Source organism: Mycobacterium sp. 1165178.9, from assembly GCF_001673555.1.
Taxonomy (GTDB): Bacteria; Actinomycetota; Actinomycetes; order Mycobacteriales; family Mycobacteriaceae; genus Mycobacterium.
In genome coordinates this window covers 17,674-37,100 of the sequence record NZ_LZMB01000130.1, presented here as the reverse complement: position 1 = coordinate 37,100, position 19,427 = coordinate 17,674, and the positions used below count along the sequence as shown (strand labels likewise).

The window sequence follows — 19,427 nt, the reverse complement described above, 5'->3', positions numbered from 1 at the left end:
GGGCTCCCCGGGCCTCCGCGGCGGTGAGCTCGTCGCCGGCCTTGTCGATCTCCGAGGTCACCTCGAGCGTGGACGGCTTGCGGTCCGACCCGCCGCTCACCCAGCCGGCGCCCACCAGATCACCGTCGAGCGTGACCGCGCGCAGGTTGGAATGGGCAGCCACCAGCGCCAGCGCCTGGTCCAGGTCGTCGACCACCGCGACACCCGAGAGCATGGCCGTGATTGCGCCACGCAGCCGGGGCGGCGCGTCGATCAGGTCGAGCGCCCACAGCGCGCCTGGCGGGGCGGCGTGCGGCGCCGGCTGGGCGGCGGGCCAGTCGCCCAGCACCAGCGCCGCGCGCCCGCCGTCCGCCGCCTTGAGCGCGGCGACGGCCGAACGCGCCGCGCTGAAGCCCTCGGCCGCCAGTGCGTCGGCCGCCGATCCCAGCACCGCGGCCAGCGCCGCCTCGTAGCCGGAGCGAATTTTGACCAGCTTGGCCATGGGCCCCAAAAGGCCTGTGCCGCCGTGGTTTTGGGTGAGCCACGCCGCGCCGTCCTTGCGTTCCAGCCCGATCGCGAGCGCGTCGATGCGGGCTCGCAACGAGGCCACCTGGCGTTCGGCGTCTCGCTCGGCGGACTGCAGTTCGGCCACCCGCTCGTCGGCGAGCCGCAACGCGGCGACGGTTCGCTCGTGGTGTTCGTCGAGGCCCACCTCGCCCTGATCGAGTTCACCGACGCGGCCCTGGACGGTCTCGAATTCCACCTTGGCCTGCTGCGCGCGGGCGGCGGCCTGTTCAATGCGCTCGGATAGGCGCGCCACGCTGTCATCGATCGATTCGACGCGCGCCCGCATCGTCTCCACCTGACCCGCCAAGCGCGCCAAGCCCTCTCGACGATCCGCCTCCGCGCGCACCGCCGCCATGTGGGCCCGATCGGCCTCGGCGGCCTCGCGCTCACGCTCGGCCAATTCGGCACGGGCGCCATCCAGCCGGGTTCGCGCGCCGGCCAGATCGGCGAGCAGCTGGCGCTCGGCGACCGCGACCTGCTCGGCCTCGGCTTCCAGCGCGTCGGGGTCGGTGTCGCTGGTGGCAACCGGCCCCACGTCGAGGTGCTGCGCCCGCTCGCTGGCAATGCGCACGGTCGCGGCGACCCTTTCGGCCAGTGCGGACAGCGCGAACCAGGTGTGCTGAACCGACTCGGCCCGCCTCGAAAGTTCACCCACCGCCATTTCGTGCGTGGTCAGCTCAGCGGACGCCTCGGCCAGCCGCGAGGAGGCCTCGTCGTGATCGCGACGCATGGCGGCCTCGGCCTCGAAGATGGCCTCGCGCTCGCCCTGCCGGTTGACCAGGTCGTCGGCGGCCAGCCGCAGCCGGGCGTCACGCAGGTCGGCCTGGATCGTCTGGGCGCGACGGGCCACCTCGGCCTGGCGGCCCAGCGGCTTGAGCTGGCGGCGCAGTTCAGTGGTCAGGTCGGTGAGCCGGGCCAGGTTCGCCGCCATCGCGTCGAGTTTTCGGAGGGCTTTTTCTTTGCGCTTGCGGTGCTTGAGCACACCGGCGGCTTCCTCGATGAACGCGCGACGGTCCTCGGGCCGCGATTGCAGGATCTCGTCGAGCTTGCCCTGCCCGACGATGACGTGCATCTCCCGGCCGATCCCGGAGTCGCTCAGCAGTTCTTGAACATCCATCAAACGGCAACTGGTGCCGTTGATTTCGTATTCGCTGGCGCCGTCGCGGAACATCCGCCGGGTGATGGACACCTCGGAGTATTCGATGGGCAGCGCGTTGTCGGAGTTGTCGATGGTGACGGTGACCTCGGCGCGGCCCAGCGGGGCCCGCGACGAGGTTCCGGCGAAGATGACGTCTTCCATCTTCCCGCCGCGCAGCGTCTTGGCCCCCTGCTCCCCCATGACCCAGGCCAGCGCGTCGACGACGTTGGACTTGCCGGACCCGTTGGGCCCGACGACGGCGGTGATGCCCGGTTCGAAGCGCAGAGTCGTCGGCGAGGCGAAGGACTTGAAGCCCTTCAGCGTCAGACTCTTGAGGTACACGGCGAGCCAGACTACCGCTCGAATCGCCGCCGGCGGCTTCACCGAGGGGTGTCGGCTCGCCCGAAACATGGCCGTGCTTCGCGTGGTGGGCGCACTGGTCACAGTGGTCACATCAGCCACGGGGAATGGTGTTTATCGCCCTGCGAAACGCGCTAGCGCGTTTTCGAATCAAGCCATCGAATCCCCAGCCGGTGCAGGTGTGACTGATGTGACGCGCAGAGCCGCGACGTGCCTCAACGCTCGACGAAACCCTCGAACCGCTCCTGCGGTTGCGACCAATCGGCCACCACTTTGTCGACGTGTCCGGGCCGCGAGGGCCACGCCTTACCACCCTCCAGCAGGTGCAGCAGCTTCTCGCCGGCCGCGCGTGGCCCCTGGGCGACCACCAGGACGCGGCCGTCGGCCTGGTTGGCCGCGTAACCGGTGAGGCCCAATTCCAGCGCCCGGCATCGCGTCCACCACCGGAAACCGACGCCCTGGACCTGCCCGTGCACCCAGGCGGTGAGCCGGGTATCAGGCTCCGACATCGCTGACCTCGAAGTTGACGGTGGTACCGGACTTGAGCGTGCGCCCCACGGTGCAGACCTGGTCGATGGCCCGATTGATCACGACCAGCAGGCGCTCCTTCTCGTCGTCGGCAAGGCCCGACAGGTCCAGTTCCAGGGTCTCCTCCAGCAGCGGGTAGCGCTCCTGCTCGCGGTCGGCCGTGCCGGAGACCTTGATGACCGCCTTGTAGTCCTCGCCCAGCCGGCGGGACAGCGGCAGGTCGCTGGACATCCCGCTGCACGCCGCGAGCGCGATCTTGAGCAGCTCGCCAGGGGTGAACACGCCGTCGACGTCCTCGGAACCGACCAGCACCTGGGCGCCGCGTGAGCTGTAGCCGGTGTAGCGGCGAGTTCCGGTGCGTTCCACCCATAGTTCGGCCATGGCTTATTTCTACCGGGCGCCGAGACTTTGGCGCACGGGCATACTGCTTGGCATGGCCACCGTGGTCGCATTCCATGCCCACCCTGACGACGAGGTCGTGCTCACCGGCGGCACTCTGGCGCGTGCGGCCGCAGCCGGGCACCGGGTGGTCGTGGTCACGGCAACCGACGGGCGCGTCCACAACGAAGACGCAAACCACCGCCTCGACGAATTGCGTTCGAGTGCAGGCGTTCTCGGGGCACAACGGGTGGAGTGCCTCGGGTATGCCGACAGCGGCTACGGTCCGCTGTTCTACCCGGATCCACCCGGCCGCGTCCGATTCGGGCGTGCGGACGTCGACGAGGCCGCCGGGCGGCTGGCCGGCATCCTGCGCGACGAAGGCGCCGACCTGCTGCTCAGCTACCAGCCGAACGGCGGCTACGGCCACCGCGACCACGTGCAGGTCCACCACGTCGGCAAGCGTGCCGCCGAACTCGCCGCCACTCCGCGGGTGCTCGAGGTGACGATGCCGCGCGAAATGCTGCTCCGCGTGAGCGATATCGCGCACCTGTTGCGGCTTCCCGGTCCGTACGAACGCGACATCGTCCGCGGCGCGTACGCCCCGCGCGCGACAATCACCCATCGGGTCAACGTGTTTCGCTTTGCGCGCCAGAAGCGAGATGCTTTGGCCGCGCACCGTTCTCAGATCGGCGATTCCGGTCTGGCCGCTCGGGTGTTCGGGTTACTGCTCCGGTTGCCGCCCGAAGTGTTCGGTGCGCTGTTTCGTCACGAGTGGTTCGTGGACCCGGCGTTGCCCGCCGGTAAGGTGCGCCGCGACATCTTCGAGTGAGCCGGACTGGCCGACAAAACGCTCAACCCCGTGGCCGCGGTTGGCATTTCGGACAATAGAACGACGAACGGTTCATGAACTTCTCTCGGCGCATCACCGCACCGCAGCGGCGGCAGGCTTCACCCTCTCTGCCGTACGCGTCCAGCGACCGGTCGAAGTATCCCGATTCGCCGTTGACGTTGACGTAGAGCGAATCAAACGAGGTTCCGCCTTTGGCCAGCGCATCGCGCATCACGTCGGCGGCCGCGTGCAGCAGGGCGGTCAACTGCTTGCGGCTCAGCGTGTCGGCGATCCGCGCGCCGTTCAGCTTGGCCCGCCACAGCGCCTCGTCGGCGTAGATGTTGCCTATGCCGGACACCACCTGCTGGTCGAGAAGTTGCCGTTTGATCTCGGAATGCTTGCGCCGCAACACTTTTACCACCTCCGCCGCATCGAATCGGGGGTCCAGCGGGTCACGCGCCAGGTGCGCGACCGGCTGCGGCAACACGCTGCCGTCCATCTCGACCAGATCGGCGAGCATCCACCCACCGAAGGTGCGCTGGTCGGCGAAACTCAGCACGGTCCCGTCGTCGAGCAGCGCGGAGATCCGGACGTGGTCGGCGCGCGGAACCTTACCCAACAGCATCTGCCCGCTCATGCCGAGGTGGACGACCAACGCCGTGTCCGATTCCCGCCCAGCGGGTTCCGTGTCGAGCAGCAGCCACAGGTATTTGCCGCGCCGATCGCTGCCGGTGATCCGCGCGTTCAGCAACCGGGCGGTGAGGTCCGCGGGACCCGCTTCGTGCCGACGCACCGCGCGCGGATGATGCACCCGCACTGCGGTGATCGTCTTGCCGACGACGTGGGCGTGCAAGCCGCGGCGCACCACCTCGACTTCGGGCAGTTCGGGCATCTAGACGGACACCATCTAGTTGGGCGTCGTTCCCGCGGGGTCCAGCACGTCGAGTGTCTTCCAGGTGGCCGCCGCGGCCTTCTGCTCGGCCTCCTTCTTGGAGCGGCCGACACCCGTGCCGTATTCGGTTTCCGCCACCACGACCACCGCGGTGAATTCCTTATCGTGGTCGGGGCCGGTGGAGGTCACGACGTAGGACGGCGCGCCCATGCCGCGGGCCGCGGTCAGTTCTTGCAGGCTGGTCTTCCAGTCCAGCCCGGCTCCCAGCGTCGGCGCGGCATCCAGCAGCGGGCCGAACAATCGCAGAATCACCTCGCGCGCAACGTCGATACCGTGATCGAGGTAGATCGCGCCCAGCAGCGACTCCATGCCGTCGGCCAGGATGCTCGATTTGTCGGCGCCGCCGGTGTTGACTTCCCCACGCCCTAGCAGCAGATGGACCCCGAGACCCCCGTCGCACAGCTTGCGCGCGACGGCGGCCAGCGCCTGGGTGTTGACCACGCTGGCGCGCAATTTGGCCAGGTCACCCTCGGTGCGGTCGGGATGGCGGTGATACAGCTCGTCGGTGATGGTCAGGCCCAGCACGGCGTCGCCAAGGAATTCCAGGCGTTCGTTGGTCGGCAAGCCCCCGTGTTCGTACGCATAACTGCGATGCGTCAGCGCCAGGGACAGCATTTCCTCCGACAGCTCAACCCCGAGGGCGTCGAGCAGCGCTCGCCGTGAACTCACCGCCTGCCCCGCGGCTCGTCCGACTCGGCGCTGAACATGCCTGCCAGCTTGGCCCACCGTGGATCGATGCGATCGTGCTGATGGGCGGGCTCGGCCGCCAGCGAAACACCGCATTCAGGGCACAGCCCCGGGCAGTCCGGGGTGCACACGGGCGAGAACGGAAGCTCCAGACCGACGGCGTCGACGATGGGCTGCTCGAGGTCGATGGTGTTGTCGACGATGTGGCCCACCTCGTCTTCCTCGGTGGTCGCCTCGGTGGCGCTGTCGGGGTAGGCGAACAGCTCCGTGAGCCGCACTTGCACCTGTCCGTCGAGCTTGGCCAGACAACGGGAGCATTCGCCGACCGTGGGGGCGGTGACCGTCCCGGTCACCAGGACGCCCTCGGACACCGATTGAACCTGTAAGTCCAGCTCGAGTGGGGCGCCCGCCTCGATCGCGATCATGTCCAGCCCGATGCGCGACGGACTGGGCACGGTTTTCTGCCACGTCACCATCGCCCCGGGGCGGCGCCCGAGCCGGGTGATGTCGAACGCCATCGGCGCGGCCAGCCGTGACGTCGCGCCGCGGGCCGATGGGGTGCTGTGCTGCCGCGTCATAGTAGGAAATCCTACGGCGCCGACCGCATAATTCCAGGGCGTGCGCCCCGGCTTACAGCCGCTAAGCGGCTAGCGCACGGCGTAGTCGTGGGTTCCGGCCGCCGTCCGCAGTTGGTGACGACCGCGGCCGACCGACCGCAGGGTGCCGTTGAGGAATTCCTCGAACTCGGCCAGCTTGTTGTCGACGTAGATGTCGCACTCGCCGCGCAACCGGTCGGCCTCGGCATGCGCCGAGTCGATGAGCCGGGTGGCCTCCGCGTTGGCAGCCTCCACCACGCTGTTCTGCGAGACCAGTCGCTGCTGCTCCTTGATGCCCTCTTGCACGGCCTTCTCGTAGGAGATGTTGCCGTTTTCCAGCAGCCGATCGGCTTCGGCCTGGGCACGGCCAACGCTTGCCTCGTACTCGCGCTTGGCCGCCGTGGCGATGCGCATCGACTCTTCGCGGGCCTCGCCGACCATCCGCTCGCTGTGCTGGCGCGCTTCGCTCACCATGCGATCGGCTTGCGCCTTGGCGTCCGAGAGCAGCCGGTCGGCCTCCGAGCGGGCGTGGTTGAGCATCGACTCCGACTCGGTGGTCGCCGAGGACACCATGGACTCGGAGTGCGCCTTGGCGTCCTGCAGCATGGAGTCGCGCGCGTCCAGGACGTCCTGGGCGTCGTCCAGTTCGCCCGGGATCGCGTCCTTGATGTCGTCGATCAGCTCCAGCACGTCGCCCCGGGGCACCACGCAGCCGGCCGTCATCGGAACGCCACGGGCTTCTTCCACGATGGCGCTGAGTTCGTCCAGCGCCTCAAAGACTCGATACACGGCCATACCCTCCTGGCGTCTGCAAAGCTCTTGTTGTTACCAGTGTGCCTGGTGTTGTCTCTGTGACAGCGGTGGCGACCCCGGTGTGTCGGGTATTTGCCCATCCGTGCTATTTGCCAGCGATTCTAGGTCGCGGACGGCCGAGGGCCCTATCTGGACCGTCAATTTAGTGCCGACGGGGCCGGGCGCCATCCCGCCGATGCGTACCGCGTTCGCCGTGGCCGATACCCCTATGGGGTATGCTCGACCGAAGACGCAGCCACCCTCGACGCGAGTCGCAGGAGGACACAAGTGACGGTGCTATCAGCGGTCGGGCACGCTTTGACGCTCGCGGGGTCGATGACGTGGGAAATCCTGTGGGCGTTGATTCTGGGCTTCGCCCTCTCGGCGGTGGTGCAGGCCGTCGTGCGGCGCTCGACGATCGTGGCGCTGATGGGGGACGACCGGCCGCGCACCCTGGCGGTCGCGGCCGGGCTGGGCGCGGCATCGTCGTCGTGCTCGTACGCCGCGGTGGCGTTGGCCCGATCGCTATTCCGCAAGGGCGCCAACTTCACCGCCGCGATGGCGTTCGAAATCGGCTCCACCAATCTGGTGGTGGAGCTGGGCATCATCCTGGCCCTGCTGATGGGCTGGCAATTCACCGCCGCCGAATTCGTCGGCGGCCCACTGATGATCGTGGTGCTGGCCGTCCTGTTCCGGCTGTTCGTGCGATCTCGGCTCGTCGACGCCGCCCGCGAGCAGGCCGAGCAGGGAATCGCCGGCTCGATGGAAGGCCACGCCGCCATGGACATGTCCATCCAGGGTGAAGGCTCGTTCTGGCGACGGCTGTTCTCCCCGGCCGGCCTCACGTCGGTTTCGCACGTGTTCGTGATGGAGTGGCTCGCTATCCTGCGCGACCTCGTCCTAGGGTTGCTGATCGCGGGTGCCGTCGCGGCCTGGGTGCCTGAAAAGTTCTGGCAGGTCTTCTTTTTGGCCGATCACCCCGGTCTCTCGACGATCTGGGGGCCGATCGTGGGGCCCGTGGTGGCGATCGTGTCCTTCGTGTGCTCGATCGGCAATGTCCCGCTGGCCGCAGTGTTGTGGAACGGGGGCATCAGCTTCGGCGGCGTCATCGCATTCATCTACGCCGACCTGTTGATCCTTCCGATCCTGAACATCTACCGCAAGTACTACGGCACTCGGATGATGCTGACGCTGCTGGGCACCTTCTACGCCGCGATGGTCGTCGCCGGGTATTTGGTCGAATTGGTCTTCGGCACAACTCATCTCATTCCGACGCAGCGCAACGCCATGGTGCTGGAAGCGTCCATATCGTGGAACTACACGACCTGGCTCAACATCGGGTTCCTGGTGCTCGCAATCATCCTGGTCGCCCGGTTCATCGCGTCCGACGGTCTGCCGATGGTGCGCATGATGGGCGGCGCTCCCGATGGCGGCCAGTCCGAGCATCAGCACTGACCGCCCCGGACCTCGCCGGCCCCCGAATCAGGATCGTTCCGAAAGCCTTTCCCGCAAGCGGCGATTCACCGGTTCGGGCAGCAGCTCTGACACGTCACCACCGAGCATCGCGACCTCTTTGGCCAGCGACGACGACACGAACGAATAGCGAGGGGCGGTCGCGACGAAAAAGGTGTCCACGCCTGCGACGTGTTTGTTCATCTGCGCCATCTGCAGCTCGTATTCGAAGTCGGTGCCGGTGCGCAGCCCCTTCACGATGGCCGTCATGCCGCGCGATCGGACGAAGTCGACGACCAGACCCTGCCCGGCTTCCGCGCGGAGGTTGGGCAGGTGTGTCGTCGATTCGTTGATCATCGCGATCCGCTCGTCGAGGTCGAACATGCCCTTCTTGGCGGGGTTGGTCAGGATCGCCACCACCACCTCGTCGAACTGAGCCGACGCACGCTCGAAGACGTCGATGTGGCCCAACGTCACCGGGTCGAACGACCCCGGGCACACCGCGCCGCTCATGCCGGCGCTCCGACGCGAAGGGGCGGTCTCCGCACATCGGCGATCATGACGAATGACGGTACACGCCCACCTCACTCACGCTCGGCCAGCTCCAGACGGGTGTCGCCGTAAACCCGTGGCGGCCACACCGACCAGCCGGCCGGCCAATTCAGCGGGGTACCGCCGGCGGCCCGCTCCACCACGGCAACGCTGCCCTCGTGCACCCAGCCGCGCGCGGGCAACGCCGCCAGCACGGCCTCGACCTCGGCGGCGTCGACGTCGTAGGGCGGGTCGGCCAGCACCAGATCGAACGCGGCGGCGGTTCCGGCCGCCAGCACGGTCGCCACCGCTCCCCGGCGCAGCGCCGCGCCGGGCAGACCCAGGGTTTCGATGTTGCGCGCGAGGACCGATCCGGTGCGCGGGTCCGACTCCACGAAGAGCGCGGCGGCTGCGCCGCGGGATAGGGCCTCCAATCCGAGTGCGCCCGAACCGGCATAGAGGTCAAGCACTTTGAGGCCGGTCAGTTCCAGCCGGGCGGTCAGAATGTTGAACAGGGACTCGCGGACGCGGTCGGTGGTGGGTCTGGTGCCGCGCGGCGGGACCGCGATGCGCCGGCCGCCGGCCGCGCCGCCAATGATCCGGGTCACCTGCAGATACCTACAACAGCGTCGACCAGTAGTCCCAGAACCGCGCCATGATCAGCAAGAACACGGCGGTGAACCAGAGGGCGGCGACCGACCAGCGCCATTGCAAAAGCGCCGACCCGAAACCGGCCTGCCGACGCTGCGATATCGGACGATAGGCGATCGAAACAACCACCACCAGTAGCGACATGGTGACCGCCCACACCACCATGCAGTACGGGCAGAGCGCGTTGATCCGATACAGGCTCTGGAAGATCAGCCAGTGCACGAACACCGCACCGACCGCCACGCCGATCGTCAGCCCCACCCAATACCATTGCGGCAAAGCCACTTTCGTCAACGCCAGCACCCCGGTGACGACCACCACGGTGAAGGCCACCAGCCCCAACAGGGGGTTGGGGAAGCCCAGCAGCGACGCCTGCGGGGTGATCATCACCGACCCGCAGGACAGAATCGGGTTGATGTTGCAGGACGGCGTATACGACGGGTCGAGCAGGATGTCGATCTTCTCGACCGTCAGCGCCATCGAGGCGGCCAGGCCAATCAGACCGGAGATCAGCACCCACCAGGCGCTGAGCGCCGGAACGCGCGCCGCCGCAGACGGATCCGGTGTCAGGTCGCCTGCGCGATCGGCAGCTTCAGTCGACACCGCACCGGTCACGTGGAGGCCGGGGCGACCGCGCCGTCGATGCCCGGAATGTTGCCCACGATTTCTTTGATCTTGTTGACCAGCGCATCCGGCGTCGAGGGGTCGTAGTCGTCGCCGTTGATCTTGATGGTCGGCGTGGCGTTGATATGTGCGTTCGCCGCTTCGCCGGTGACCTTGGGCAGGTACTTGCCGCTGTTGATGCAGTCCGGCACCTTGCCCGCCACCCCCGCCTCGCGGGCGAGTTCGATCAGCCGCGCATTGTCCGGGAACGTCTTGCCGGTTTCGCTCGGCTGGATGTCGGTGCTGAACAGCGCGGAGTGGAAGCGCCGGAACGCGTCCTGGTTCTCGTCGGCCACGCACAGCGCCGCGGCGCCCGCGCGCGACGAATAGTTCTGGTTCCGGGCGCTGTCGAGGATCGACACCATGTTGTAGTCGGCGGCGATGGCGCCGATGTCGATGAGCCTGGAGACCGTCGGGCCGAAGGTGCGCTCGAAGTTGCCGCAGGCCGGGCACAGGAAGTCCTCGTAGAACGTCACTACGGCCTTGGGATTGCTGCTGCCGGGCTGGGTGACCAGCTTGCTCGACGTCACCCGCACCGTGTCGCCGGGACCGGTGGGGCCGGGCTTCTTGTGGTGTGACGTGACGATGTAGAAGACGAGGGCGACCGCGAAGATGATTACGAATGCGGTGCCGCCGATTTGGACGAGCCGGCTCGACTTACCGCCAGAAGCCGACTTCATGTCGAATCGCGGGGGACGTTTGGGTTTGTCGGCCACAGGTTCCCTGATCTTTCGGTACGAGTTGTCGGTCTGCCCGTTTGCGGACAAAGCGATCGGACAAAGCGTCTCTAGGTTACCGGCGCCGGCGGCTCGACCAATCAAACCCGGCTCAGGTGTGCGCGCAGCGCCGAAATCAGCTCGCTGGTCGCCACCATGCTGTCACCGCCCAGCGGGAACAGATTGATGAAGCCATGCGTCAGCGAACCCAGGTACCGCAGGTCCACCGCGATCCCGGCGGCCCGCAGCGCCTCGGCGTAGCTCTCGCCTTCGTCGCGCAGCGGATCGAACCCGGCGACGGCGATCAGCGCGGGCGCCAGTCCGGTCAGCGATTCGGCCAGCGCCGGCGACACTCGCGGATCGGTCCGGTCCAAACCCGAACCCCGCAGATATTGGGATTCGAACCAGTCGATGTCCCGTTTGGTGAGCACGAAGCCGCGCGAGAACAGAGTCAGCGACCGGTTCTTCGCGGTGAAATCGGTCCGCGGATAGATCAGCCATTGCAACGCCGGCGCGGGGCCGCCCTCGTCGCGCGCTATCTGGCTGACGACGGCGGCGAGGTTGCCGCCGGCGCTGTCCCCGCCGACCGCGACCCGCCCCGGAACAGCGCCGAGCTCGCCGGCGTGCTCATATGCCCAGGTGAACGCCGCGTAAGCATCGTCGATCGCGGCCGGGGCCGGATGTTCGGGGGCCAACCGGTAATCGATCGACAACACGTGAATTCCGGCATCGCGACAGATCAGCCGGCACAGCGCGTCATAAGTGTCCAGGTCACCGATCGACCAACCGCCGCCGTGATAGAAGACCAGCAGAGGTGCGGCCGCGCCACCGGCCGGACGGTAGTGCCGCGCCCCGATCCCGCCGGCCGGACCGGGCAGCGACAGCTCGTCGACGTCGACGTGGATCTGTGGGCCGGGCAACCCCACGATTTGCTCGCGCAGCTGGGTGCGCGATGCGTGCGCATCGTCGTCGACGACCAGCCCGTCGATGCCGACCGCGCGCAGGCCCGACAACATCAGCTGCAAGGTCGGGTCCAGCGTGTTGCCATCGATGATGACCGAACGACTGCGGACCAGGCCTCGCCGCAGCGCGGTCGGGATCCACGGGATGACCTTGGTCCCGAGACTGGTGAGGGCGCCCTGAATGCGACTGGCCAGCGGCACCGACGCGTGATCGGCTCCAAACTGAACTGCCGGCGCGCCTGACAGAGGCCTGGTCATGAACAACCCCCTTACGACAACACGTGCTAACGCTCGACGACGAACGGTTATTGCTCCCGCCGCCCATCGCCTGTCAAGGCTTACCGGCCCCGGCGGCCACCAAACGGGCGGTCAACGCTGCCGTCGGTCACCGGCCTATCGGCGACTAACTGTACGGGGTGGCCCGCCCGGGGCCGACGCCACGCATAGACACCCGTCCAGGTGTTGATTAGGTTGCCTTTACAGACTCGGTAATATCGTGGTCCCCAAGTCGGTGAGCTTTCATCGGATTGCGAGCAACTTCGACGTGTTCGATATCGAACTGAGCGCCTCGAACTCGGCGCCGAACGGCGTCGACCTGTAGCTCGATGACGGAAACCGGCTCGGTGCACAATCTCGAACCTTCAATTTCACAGGCAGGTGAATGAATTGGCCGGCGAGTCGGGCTCCGCCTCACCCTCAATCGCTCTCAACGACGAAAACACGATCCCGGCCCTCGGTTTGGGTGTTGCGGAATTGTCGGATGACGAGACGGAACGCGCGGTGTCGGCTGCGCTGGAGATCGGCTGCCGGCTGATCGACACCGCCGCCGTCTACGGGAATGAAGCCGCCGTCGGGCGCGCGATCGCCGCCTCCGGGATTCCCCGCGCCGAGCTGTTCGTCACCACCAAGCTGGCCACTCCTGACCAGGGTTTCAAGGGGGCGATGGACGCGTGCAACGCCAGCCTCGAGCGCCTCGGGCTGGATTACGTCGACCTCTATCTGATCCACTGGCCGGCCCCGTCGCTGGGGACGTACGTGAACTCCTTCGGCGGCATGATCCAGTCCCGCGCGGAGGGTCAGGCCCGCTCGATCGGCGTCTCCAATTTCACCGACGAGCACCTCACGACGGTCATCGATCTCACGTTCGTCACCCCGGCGGTCAACCAGATCGAGCTGCATCCGCTGCTCAACCAGGAAGCGCTGCGAAAGACCAACGCCGAGCACAACGTCCTGACCCAGTCCTACACGCCGTTGGCGCTGGGCAAGCTGAACGACAACCCGACGGTCAATTCGGTCGCCGGCGAATACGGCAAGACCGCATCGCAGGTGTTGCTGCGGTGGAACCTGCAGCTGGGCAATGCGGTCGTCTTCCGGTCCGCCAATCCCGAGCACATCGGGTCCAACTTGGACGTGTTCGACTTCGAGCTGGCCGACGAGCACATGGACACGATCAACGCGCTCAACGACGGCACTCGGCTGCGCCCGGACCCGGAGACCTACGAAGGGTCGTAACCCGCTACCCCACCGGGCAGGTCGCCGCGGCCTGACGCAGCACGCCGGTCGACGCCAGGTCCACCGGCAACGAGTAACCGCGCAGCACCGCGATGAACTGCATGGCGTACTGACATGCGAACGCCACGTTCGGCGGCATCCACTGCGCCGGCGCCGAATCGCCCTTGTCCTGATTGGCCTGCCCGTCGACGGCCAGCAGGTTGGCGGGATCGTTGGCGAAGCGCAGCCGCTCGAGGGCGGGCCAGCCGTAGGCGCCCATGTCCCAGGCGTAGGCGAGCGGCACGATGTGGTCGATCTGAACGGATTCGCCGACCTTCGGGCCGCGCTGGAACGCGATGGTCTTGTTGGTGTAGGGATCGAGCAACGTGCCGGTGGCCACGGCGTCCGGACACCGTTTGACCGACACGTAGGTCTTGTCGACGAGGTCGCGGTTGAGGATGTCGTCGCGGGTGTCGCATCCGTTGTGTCCCATCGGGGCGTCGTTGTCGTCGTCCCAGGCGTCGCCGAAGGCCGACCGCAGGTAGTCATAGCGGTGCTGGCGCAGCGCCACGACGGCGATGCCCCCGAGCACATCGGTGCCGGGCAGGACCGTCGGAACGTCAGCGCGCGCGGCGTATTCGGCGGAATGCCGCGCGCTCGAGGATCCCACCGTCTGGTAGGCCACCAGCAGGGCGAGCGCCGCCGCCGCGGCCAGCCATAGCAGCACTCTGCGGTTCACGACTTGTCCAAGTATTCGATGCGGTCGGTGTCGGTGAATCGTGCGGCCAGCACGGCCAGGTCGGGGTTCGAGCGGTCGTCGGTGTAGGCCTGCACGCAGAAATCCCGCGCCGCCTCGATGAACTCCTGATGGTCGGCCAGGGACAGCAGCCTTAACGTGATCGCCTTACCGGACTGGTTGCGGCCCAAGACATCTCCCTCCCGACGTTCCTTGAGGTCGAGATCGGCCAGGACGAAGCCGTCCAGCGTCTCGGCCACCGCGCGCAGCCGCCGGCCTGCCGACGAGTTCGGCGCGGACCAGCTGGCGAACAGGCACAGGCTGGGATGCTGGCCTCGGCCGATCCGGCCGCGCAGCTGATGCAACTGACTGATCCCGAACCGGTCGGCGTCCATCACCAACATCACGGTGGCATTGGGGACGTCGACGCCCACCTCGATGACGGTGGTGCACACCAGCACGTCGACCTCGCCGGCCCGAAAGGCCGCCATAGCGGCGTCCTTCTCCTCGGCCGACAGCCGCCCGTGCATCAGGCCCAGCCGCAGACTCGCCAGCTCACCGGAGCGCAGCCGGGCGTACAGGCCCTCGGCGGTCTCCGGCGCCTTGGCGTTAGGCTCCCGATCCCCCGGGTCGTCGCTTTCGTCGATGCGCGGCGCCACCACATAGGCCTGGCGTCCGGCGGCCACCTCCTCGGTGATGCGCTGCCAGGCCCGGCTCAGCCACGCGGGCTTGTCCTTGACGAAGATGACATTGCTGGTGATCGGCTGGCGGCCGCGCGGAAGTTCGCGCAGCGTCGAGGTTTCCAGGTCCCCGTACACGGTGAGCGCTACGGTGCGCGGAATGGGTGTCGCCGTCATCACCAGCAGGTGCGGCGTCACCCCGGGACGAGCCTTGGCCCGCAACTGGTCTCGCTGCTCCACACCGAAGCGGTGCTGTTCGTCGACCACCACCATGCCCAGGTTGTCGAATTCCACCGCGTCCTGCAGCAGCGCATGAGTGCCGACGACGATGCCGACCTCGCCGCCAACGATCTCGGCGCGGATCTGTTTTTTCTGGGCGGCGGTCATCGAGCCAGTCAGCATTGCCAGCCGGGTGCCGTTGTCCGCGCCGCCCAGCTGGCCCGCCGTCGCCAGCGGACCGAGCACATCGCGAATCGACCGGAGATGTTGGGCCGCAAGCACTTCCGTTGGAGCCAGCAGCGCGCACTGATATCCGGCGTCGACCATCTGCAGCATCGCCAGCACGGAGACGATCGTCTTGCCGGAGCCGACCTCACCCTGCAGCAGACGATTCAGCGGGCGGGTCGCCGCGAGCCCGTCGGTCAGCACCCCGAGCACCTCGCGCTGCCCCGCGGTCAGCTCGAATGGTAAGCGCGCCAACAGTTCTGCGGCCAAGCCATCCGGACGCGGCGGCGCCGAGGGCCCCGACTCCGACAGCTCGCCGTGACGGCGGCCCACCAGCGCCCACTGCAAGCCGACGGCTTCGTCGAAGGTCAGGCGCTCGCGGGCCCGCTGGCGCCGGGGCTCGCTCTCGGCCAGATGGATGTCGCGCAACGCCTCGTCTTCAGTGACCAGGCCGAGTTTCGCGCGCAGGCCTTCGGGCAGCGGATCCGGCACCGGGTCGAGCACGTCGAGCACCTGGCGCACGCACGAAAAGATGTCCCAGCTCTGCATTTTCGTGCTGGCCGGATAGATCGGGAAGAAGTGGCGTTCGTAGGCGTCCAAGAGTTCTTCGCCGCTGGTCGCACCCGAGGCATTGGCGATGTTCTTCAAAGATCGGGTCCCGCGGTTGCGTCCATCCGGCGAGTCGAGGATGAGGAACGCCGGGTGGGTCAGCTGCATGACGTTGTTGAAGAATCCGACCTCGCCGGAGAGCATCACCTTGGCGCCCTTGGTCAGGTCCTTTTTCAGGTAATTCGCGTTGAAGAACGTCGCGGTCACCTTATTGCGCCCGGCGCCGAGGGTGATGCGATGGCACAACTTCTTCGGCGTCTTCTTCATCGGGAATGTCTTGGTTTCGGCGATCGTGTCGATGATGGTGATGTGCTCGCCCGTTTCGGGTCGCTCGCCGTCGGCTTCCCACCGCGTCGCGCCCTCGGTGTAGCTGCGCGGGTAGTGGCGCAACAGGGCGTCGACCGTGCGGATGCCGAACACCTCGTCGAGCGAATCGGCGGCCTTGGCGCCCACGACGAAGTCCAGCCGGTCGCTCAGCGACACCATCGCTACTCGACCCCGATCAGCAGCGCGTCCCCGTGGTGGCCGGTGCGGTAGGTGACCAATTCGGTCCCGGGGTGGTGATCGTGCATGTGCTCTTCCAGGAGGTCGGTAACCGCGCCCGCGTCGCCGTCGGAGTCGATGTCGGCACCCAGCAGCACCGTCACCAGGTCGCCGCCGGAGGCCAGCAGGAGATCGAGCAGACCGATCGCCGCCCCGACCGCATCGGCGGCCACGATCAGCACCTCGTCGCCCGCGATGCCCAGGCCGTCGCCGGGTCGGCAGCGGCCCGCCCAGGTGATGGCGCTCTCGGTGGCGATGCGCACCGAGCCGTGCCGCGCCGCGCCGGCGGCGCGGGCCATCGTGTAGCCGTCGTCGACCGCCTGCCGGTCGGTTTCGTGCACGGCCAGCGCGGCCAGCCCCTGCACCATCGACCCGGTCGGGATCGGCACCACGTCTATCCCCCAGCCGATGGCCGCGGTGCAGCCGGCCACCAACTCCTCGGCCGGCACGTAGCCATTGGGCAGCACCATCACCTGGGCGGCGCCGGTGTCGACGACGGCCCGCATCAACTGGTGCGCGCTGATATTGGTGACGGGATCGGGCACGGCCGGGTCCCGCTGCAGCACGCAGGCACCCTCGCCGGCGAACAAGTCAGCTGCGCCGTCGCCGTCGACCACCGCCAGCACCGCACGCTCCCGCGTCCACCCGCCTGCGGGCAGCCCGGGGGTGCCGGAACTCAACGCCGAGATGACGATGCGGCTGAGCCGCCCGACCGCCAGCCCGGCCTCCACGGCGGCGCCGGCGTCGTCGGTGTGCACGTGGACCGAGTAGGTGCGCTGCGCCGACGACGGCGCGGACGCGATGCCGACCGAGTCACCCAACTCACCCAGTCGGTCGCGCAGCGTGTCCGCCGCCGTGGGCTCGCAGCCGTCCAGCCGGTACATGACCTCGAACTGGGGCTCGGGGCGCTGCGCGGACGCAGCCGGCGGCTGAGCTCGCGGCGTCAGCTCGTACACCGCGCGGGCCGGCGCCTGCCCGGTGATGGTGGACCGCAGCGCGTCCAGCAGGACCAGCAGACCCCGCCCGCCGGCATCCACGGCGCCGGCGTCGGCGAGCACGTCGAGTTGTTCGGGGGTCTTCTCCAGGGCGACCACCGCCGCGTCGCCGGCGGCGATGATCGCCGCCACCAGTCCGTCCCCGGCTCCGGCGCACTGCGCGACGGCGTTCGCGGCCGCCCGCAGCACCGACACGATGGTCCCGGGGACCTCCTCGCCGCCCATCGAGCTGATCACCAGCTCCACGCCGCGCTGCAGCGCGGCACCCAGGACGACGACGTCGATGTGGGGCAGCTCACCCCCGGCGTCGGCCGCGGCGGCCACGGTGTCGTCGGCGACGCCGCGCAGGATCTGCGACAGGATGACCCCGGAATTGCCGCGCGCCCCGTTCAGGGCGCCGGCCGACAGTGCCGCGGCGGCCCGCGCCGCGCAAGTCGAGCCGCCGTCCGCGCCGGCGCCCACCTTGGCCTCGGCCAGCGCCGAACGCATAGTGAACAGCATGTTGGCGCCGGTATCGGAGTCGGCGACGGGGAAGACGTTGAGCCGGTTGATCTCGTCGATGTGCGTGATCAGGTCGCTGACGGCGGTGTGCGCCCAGTCGCGCAGGGTGATCGCGTCCAGGAGACGATCCTGCGACGTGTCAGCAGTGCCCAGGGTGACCCACCTCCTCCGCGACAGTTCCGGGGTGGGCGCCAGCGTAGCCGTGCGATGGAGCCGCCGCCTTCAGTTGCTCGGCGCCGTTGCGAGAGCCTGAGCGGTAAGCATCAGATCCATCGAATCGACGTGGTCCTCGACGCCATTCACTCTCGTCAGGATAAACCGCGGGCGGGCCTAATAGCCCTGCCTGGTACCGGGATTGGCCTGCCCGACGAGCATGCGCTGATTGCTTCCGTCGCGGCTCACCCCGTAGCGACTCATCTGATAGTTGATCGACGCGCACGCGGCGGCCACCGGGTCCCATGCCGAGTTCGACGTGCCCGCTTGGTGAAAAGCCGCGAAAGTATCCGGCATCACCTGCCAGGGACCACGGGTTGCGTGTAGCGGGCCCCCGTCGAGCTGGGGCGGCCCGTAGGCGTTGCTGTCCGAGAGGTTGATGGCATTCGAGTGAAACTGAGCCTCGTGATCGGCGATGGTCATCATTCCCTCGATCCAACGGCCGCGGGCCGGCGCCTCGGTAATCCCTATCCGCGTAAGTGCCTCTTCCAGGTAGCCGCGGACCGCGTCCGGACCGTCCGGCCACGCTCCTCGGCCGTCGAAAGCCACCTCCCGCAGCTGGATCCCACGCGGGGCGGCGGCGGGCACGGGCACCGCAGCGCGACGACCATCGGGCTGCCACCAAGACGCTGCGGCGCCGGCTCGACCGGACCACGACGCTTTCGGCCCCGGCCCGAAGTCGCCGGCCGGGGTGTTACCCGAGGTGCCACCGATTGCGACGCTGCCCAGCGCCGTCACCACCAGATAAGCTGTCGCGACCCGTCGCAACCGCGATGCCAACCGTCGTACGCCCGCCGGACGGCCCCGCCGGTTTTCGACGCGGGCGGAGCCAGCGGTGTTCTCGGCGCGCGCAAACACTCCGCGCACTCCCCTCAAGCCTGCCGAAATTTGCTTCCCAGCCTCATCCGCAGCTCCGCGCGGGCCGGCACCACCGGGAAGAAGACTTCAGCCATGACCGGCGCCGTCCACGCCTGATACGGGAACGCGCCTACCCTCGGCGGCGACGCCATCCTAGCGGCGGTTCAGCCCTGCAACCCCGACGCGACGGGTAACTGTGATCGACTGCATGCCGACGCCGCCGAGGGCTCCAGCACACAGCTGACCCGGCCTGACCGCACGTAACCTGCAGGATGACCGTTTTGGTGGTTGCCACCGCAGTCGGTATTCTGGTTGAGCCCGGGTGAACCTGGGCTGTCCCGGCCAGATTGCCGGACCCCCGAGATTTGAGGAGCTTGAACAATGGCCGCTGTGTGCGACATCTGCGGGAAAGGCCCCGGCTTCGGTAAGTCGGTGTCGCACTCCCACCGCCGCACCAGCCGCCGGTGGGACCCGAACGTCCAGACCGTGCACGTCGCCCGTCCGGGCGGCAACAAGCAGCGTCTGAACGTCTGCACGTCCTGCATCAAGGCCGGCAAGGTCGTCCGGGGCTGA

The 19,427-nt window shown here is 68.0% G+C and carries 20 protein-coding genes and 1 pseudogene; 5 read left to right on the top strand and 16 right to left on the bottom strand.

Features of this window, described 5'->3' with window-relative positions:
• From smc to A5652_RS06455, 3 genes are all read right to left on the bottom strand, one after another.
• The coding region (gene smc / locus A5652_RS06465; RefSeq protein ID WP_067347994.1) for a chromosome segregation protein SMC at window positions 1-2,026 on the bottom strand (2,026 nt) is incomplete at its 3' end.
• 233 nt (window positions 2,027-2,259) lie between these two features.
• Entirely contained in the window at window positions 2,260-2,553 is a 294-nt protein-coding gene (locus A5652_RS06460) for an acylphosphatase (RefSeq protein ID WP_067347962.1), read from the bottom strand.
• Window positions 2,540-2,953, bottom strand: a complete 414-nt coding sequence (locus A5652_RS06455) for an OsmC family protein (RefSeq protein WP_067347959.1) — start codon at window positions 2,951-2,953, stop codon at window positions 2,540-2,542. Before A5652_RS06455 ends, A5652_RS06460 begins: the two co-directional genes overlap by 14 nt.
• A gap of 52 nt (window positions 2,954-3,005) precedes the next feature.
• Between A5652_RS06455 and A5652_RS06450 the strand changes: the two genes are divergently transcribed.
• Window positions 3,006-3,782 carry a PIG-L deacetylase family protein gene (locus A5652_RS06450; protein WP_067347956.1) on the top strand — a complete coding sequence of 259 codons (777 nt, stop codon included), beginning with the start codon at window positions 3,006-3,008 and terminating at the stop codon, window positions 3,780-3,782.
• Window positions 3,783-3,804: 22 nt separating this feature from the next.
• Here A5652_RS06450 and mutM read toward each other — a convergent pair whose 3' ends face one another.
• From mutM to sepIVA, 4 genes are all read right to left on the bottom strand, one after another.
• Entirely contained in the window at window positions 3,805-4,674 is an 870-nt protein-coding gene (gene mutM / locus A5652_RS06445; protein WP_067347953.1) for a DNA-formamidopyrimidine glycosylase, read from the bottom strand.
• A 15-nt stretch (window positions 4,675-4,689) separates the two neighbouring features.
• A complete protein-coding gene (gene rnc / locus A5652_RS06440; protein ID WP_067347948.1) occupies window positions 4,690-5,403 on the bottom strand; it encodes a ribonuclease III in 714 nt (237 codons plus the stop codon).
• The gene (locus A5652_RS06435; RefSeq protein WP_197513796.1) at window positions 5,400-5,999 is read right to left on the bottom strand and encodes a DUF177 domain-containing protein; all 600 of its coding nucleotides are present in this window, start codon (window positions 5,997-5,999) and stop codon (window positions 5,400-5,402) included. The genes rnc and A5652_RS06435 overlap by 4 nt, the downstream gene beginning before the upstream one ends.
• A 69-nt stretch (window positions 6,000-6,068) precedes the next feature.
• On the bottom strand, window positions 6,069-6,806 hold the full coding sequence (gene sepIVA, locus A5652_RS06430; RefSeq protein WP_067347989.1) for a cell division protein SepIVA: 738 nt from the start codon (window positions 6,804-6,806) through the stop codon (window positions 6,069-6,071).
• Window positions 6,807-7,097: 291 nt separating this feature from the next.
• On the opposite strand from sepIVA, the gene A5652_RS06425 reads away from it, so the two are divergent.
• Complete coding sequence (locus tag A5652_RS06425; protein ID WP_082983795.1) at window positions 7,098-8,264, top strand: permease; 1,167 nt, start codon at window positions 7,098-7,100, stop codon at window positions 8,262-8,264.
• Between the two features lie 27 nt (window positions 8,265-8,291).
• On the opposite strand, the gene coaD is transcribed toward A5652_RS06425, so the two are convergent.
• The 5 genes from coaD to A5652_RS06400 form a co-directional block, all read right to left on the bottom strand.
• Window positions 8,292-8,774, bottom strand: a complete 483-nt coding sequence (gene coaD, locus A5652_RS06420; RefSeq protein ID WP_067347941.1) for a pantetheine-phosphate adenylyltransferase — start codon at window positions 8,772-8,774, stop codon at window positions 8,292-8,294.
• Between the two features lie 71 nt (window positions 8,775-8,845).
• A complete protein-coding gene (gene rsmD / locus A5652_RS06415) occupies window positions 8,846-9,400 on the bottom strand; it encodes a 16S rRNA (guanine(966)-N(2))-methyltransferase RsmD (protein ID WP_067347938.1) in 555 nt (184 codons plus the stop codon).
• Between the two features lie 10 nt (window positions 9,401-9,410).
• Window positions 9,411-10,058, bottom strand: a complete 648-nt coding sequence (locus tag A5652_RS06410; RefSeq protein WP_067347935.1) for a vitamin K epoxide reductase family protein — start codon at window positions 10,056-10,058, stop codon at window positions 9,411-9,413.
• On the bottom strand, window positions 10,055-10,822 hold the full coding sequence (locus A5652_RS06405; RefSeq protein WP_067347987.1) for a DsbA family protein: 768 nt from the start codon (window positions 10,820-10,822) through the stop codon (window positions 10,055-10,057). Before A5652_RS06405 ends, A5652_RS06410 begins: the two co-directional genes overlap by 4 nt.
• 101 nt (window positions 10,823-10,923) lie before the next feature.
• The gene (locus A5652_RS06400; RefSeq protein WP_067347984.1) at window positions 10,924-12,042 is read right to left on the bottom strand and encodes an alpha/beta hydrolase; all 1,119 of its coding nucleotides are present in this window, start codon (window positions 12,040-12,042) and stop codon (window positions 10,924-10,926) included.
• A 189-nt stretch (window positions 12,043-12,231) separates the two neighbouring features.
• On the opposite strand from A5652_RS06400, the pseudogene A5652_RS28385 reads away from it, so the two are divergent.
• A pseudogene (locus tag A5652_RS28385) lies at window positions 12,232-12,385 on the top strand (oxidoreductase); the annotation flags it as partial.
• 65 nt (window positions 12,386-12,450) lie between these two features.
• On the top strand, window positions 12,451-13,296 hold the full coding sequence (locus A5652_RS06395) for an aldo/keto reductase (RefSeq protein ID WP_067347982.1): 846 nt from the start codon (window positions 12,451-12,453) through the stop codon (window positions 13,294-13,296).
• Between the two features lie 4 nt (window positions 13,297-13,300).
• Here the strand turns inward: A5652_RS06395 and A5652_RS06390 are convergent, their stop codons facing one another.
• The 4 genes from A5652_RS06390 to A5652_RS06370 all read right to left on the bottom strand — a co-directional run bounded on the left by A5652_RS06390 (window position 13,301) and on the right by A5652_RS06370 (window position 18,776).
• Window positions 13,301-14,014 (bottom strand): HNH endonuclease family protein, encoded by a 714-nt coding sequence (locus A5652_RS06390; RefSeq protein WP_067347931.1) that lies wholly within the window; start codon window positions 14,012-14,014, stop codon window positions 13,301-13,303.
• The gene (recG, locus tag A5652_RS06385; protein ID WP_067347928.1) at window positions 14,011-16,230 is read right to left on the bottom strand and encodes an ATP-dependent DNA helicase RecG; all 2,220 of its coding nucleotides are present in this window, start codon (window positions 16,228-16,230) and stop codon (window positions 14,011-14,013) included. The genes A5652_RS06390 and recG overlap by 4 nt, the downstream gene beginning before the upstream one ends.
• A 2-nt stretch (window positions 16,231-16,232) precedes the next feature.
• Window positions 16,233-17,936: a DAK2 domain-containing protein gene (locus tag A5652_RS06380; protein WP_156745186.1), complete on the bottom strand. Its 1,704-nt coding sequence runs from the start codon at window positions 17,934-17,936 to the stop codon at window positions 16,233-16,235.
• A gap of 177 nt (window positions 17,937-18,113) precedes the next feature.
• Complete coding sequence (locus tag A5652_RS06370; protein WP_369805758.1) at window positions 18,114-18,776, bottom strand: hypothetical protein; 663 nt, start codon at window positions 18,774-18,776, stop codon at window positions 18,114-18,116.
• 459 nt (window positions 18,777-19,235) lie between these two features.
• On the opposite strand from A5652_RS06370, the gene rpmB reads away from it, so the two are divergent.
• On the top strand, window positions 19,236-19,427 hold the full coding sequence (gene rpmB, locus A5652_RS06365; protein WP_008258973.1) for a 50S ribosomal protein L28: 192 nt from the start codon (window positions 19,236-19,238) through the stop codon (window positions 19,425-19,427).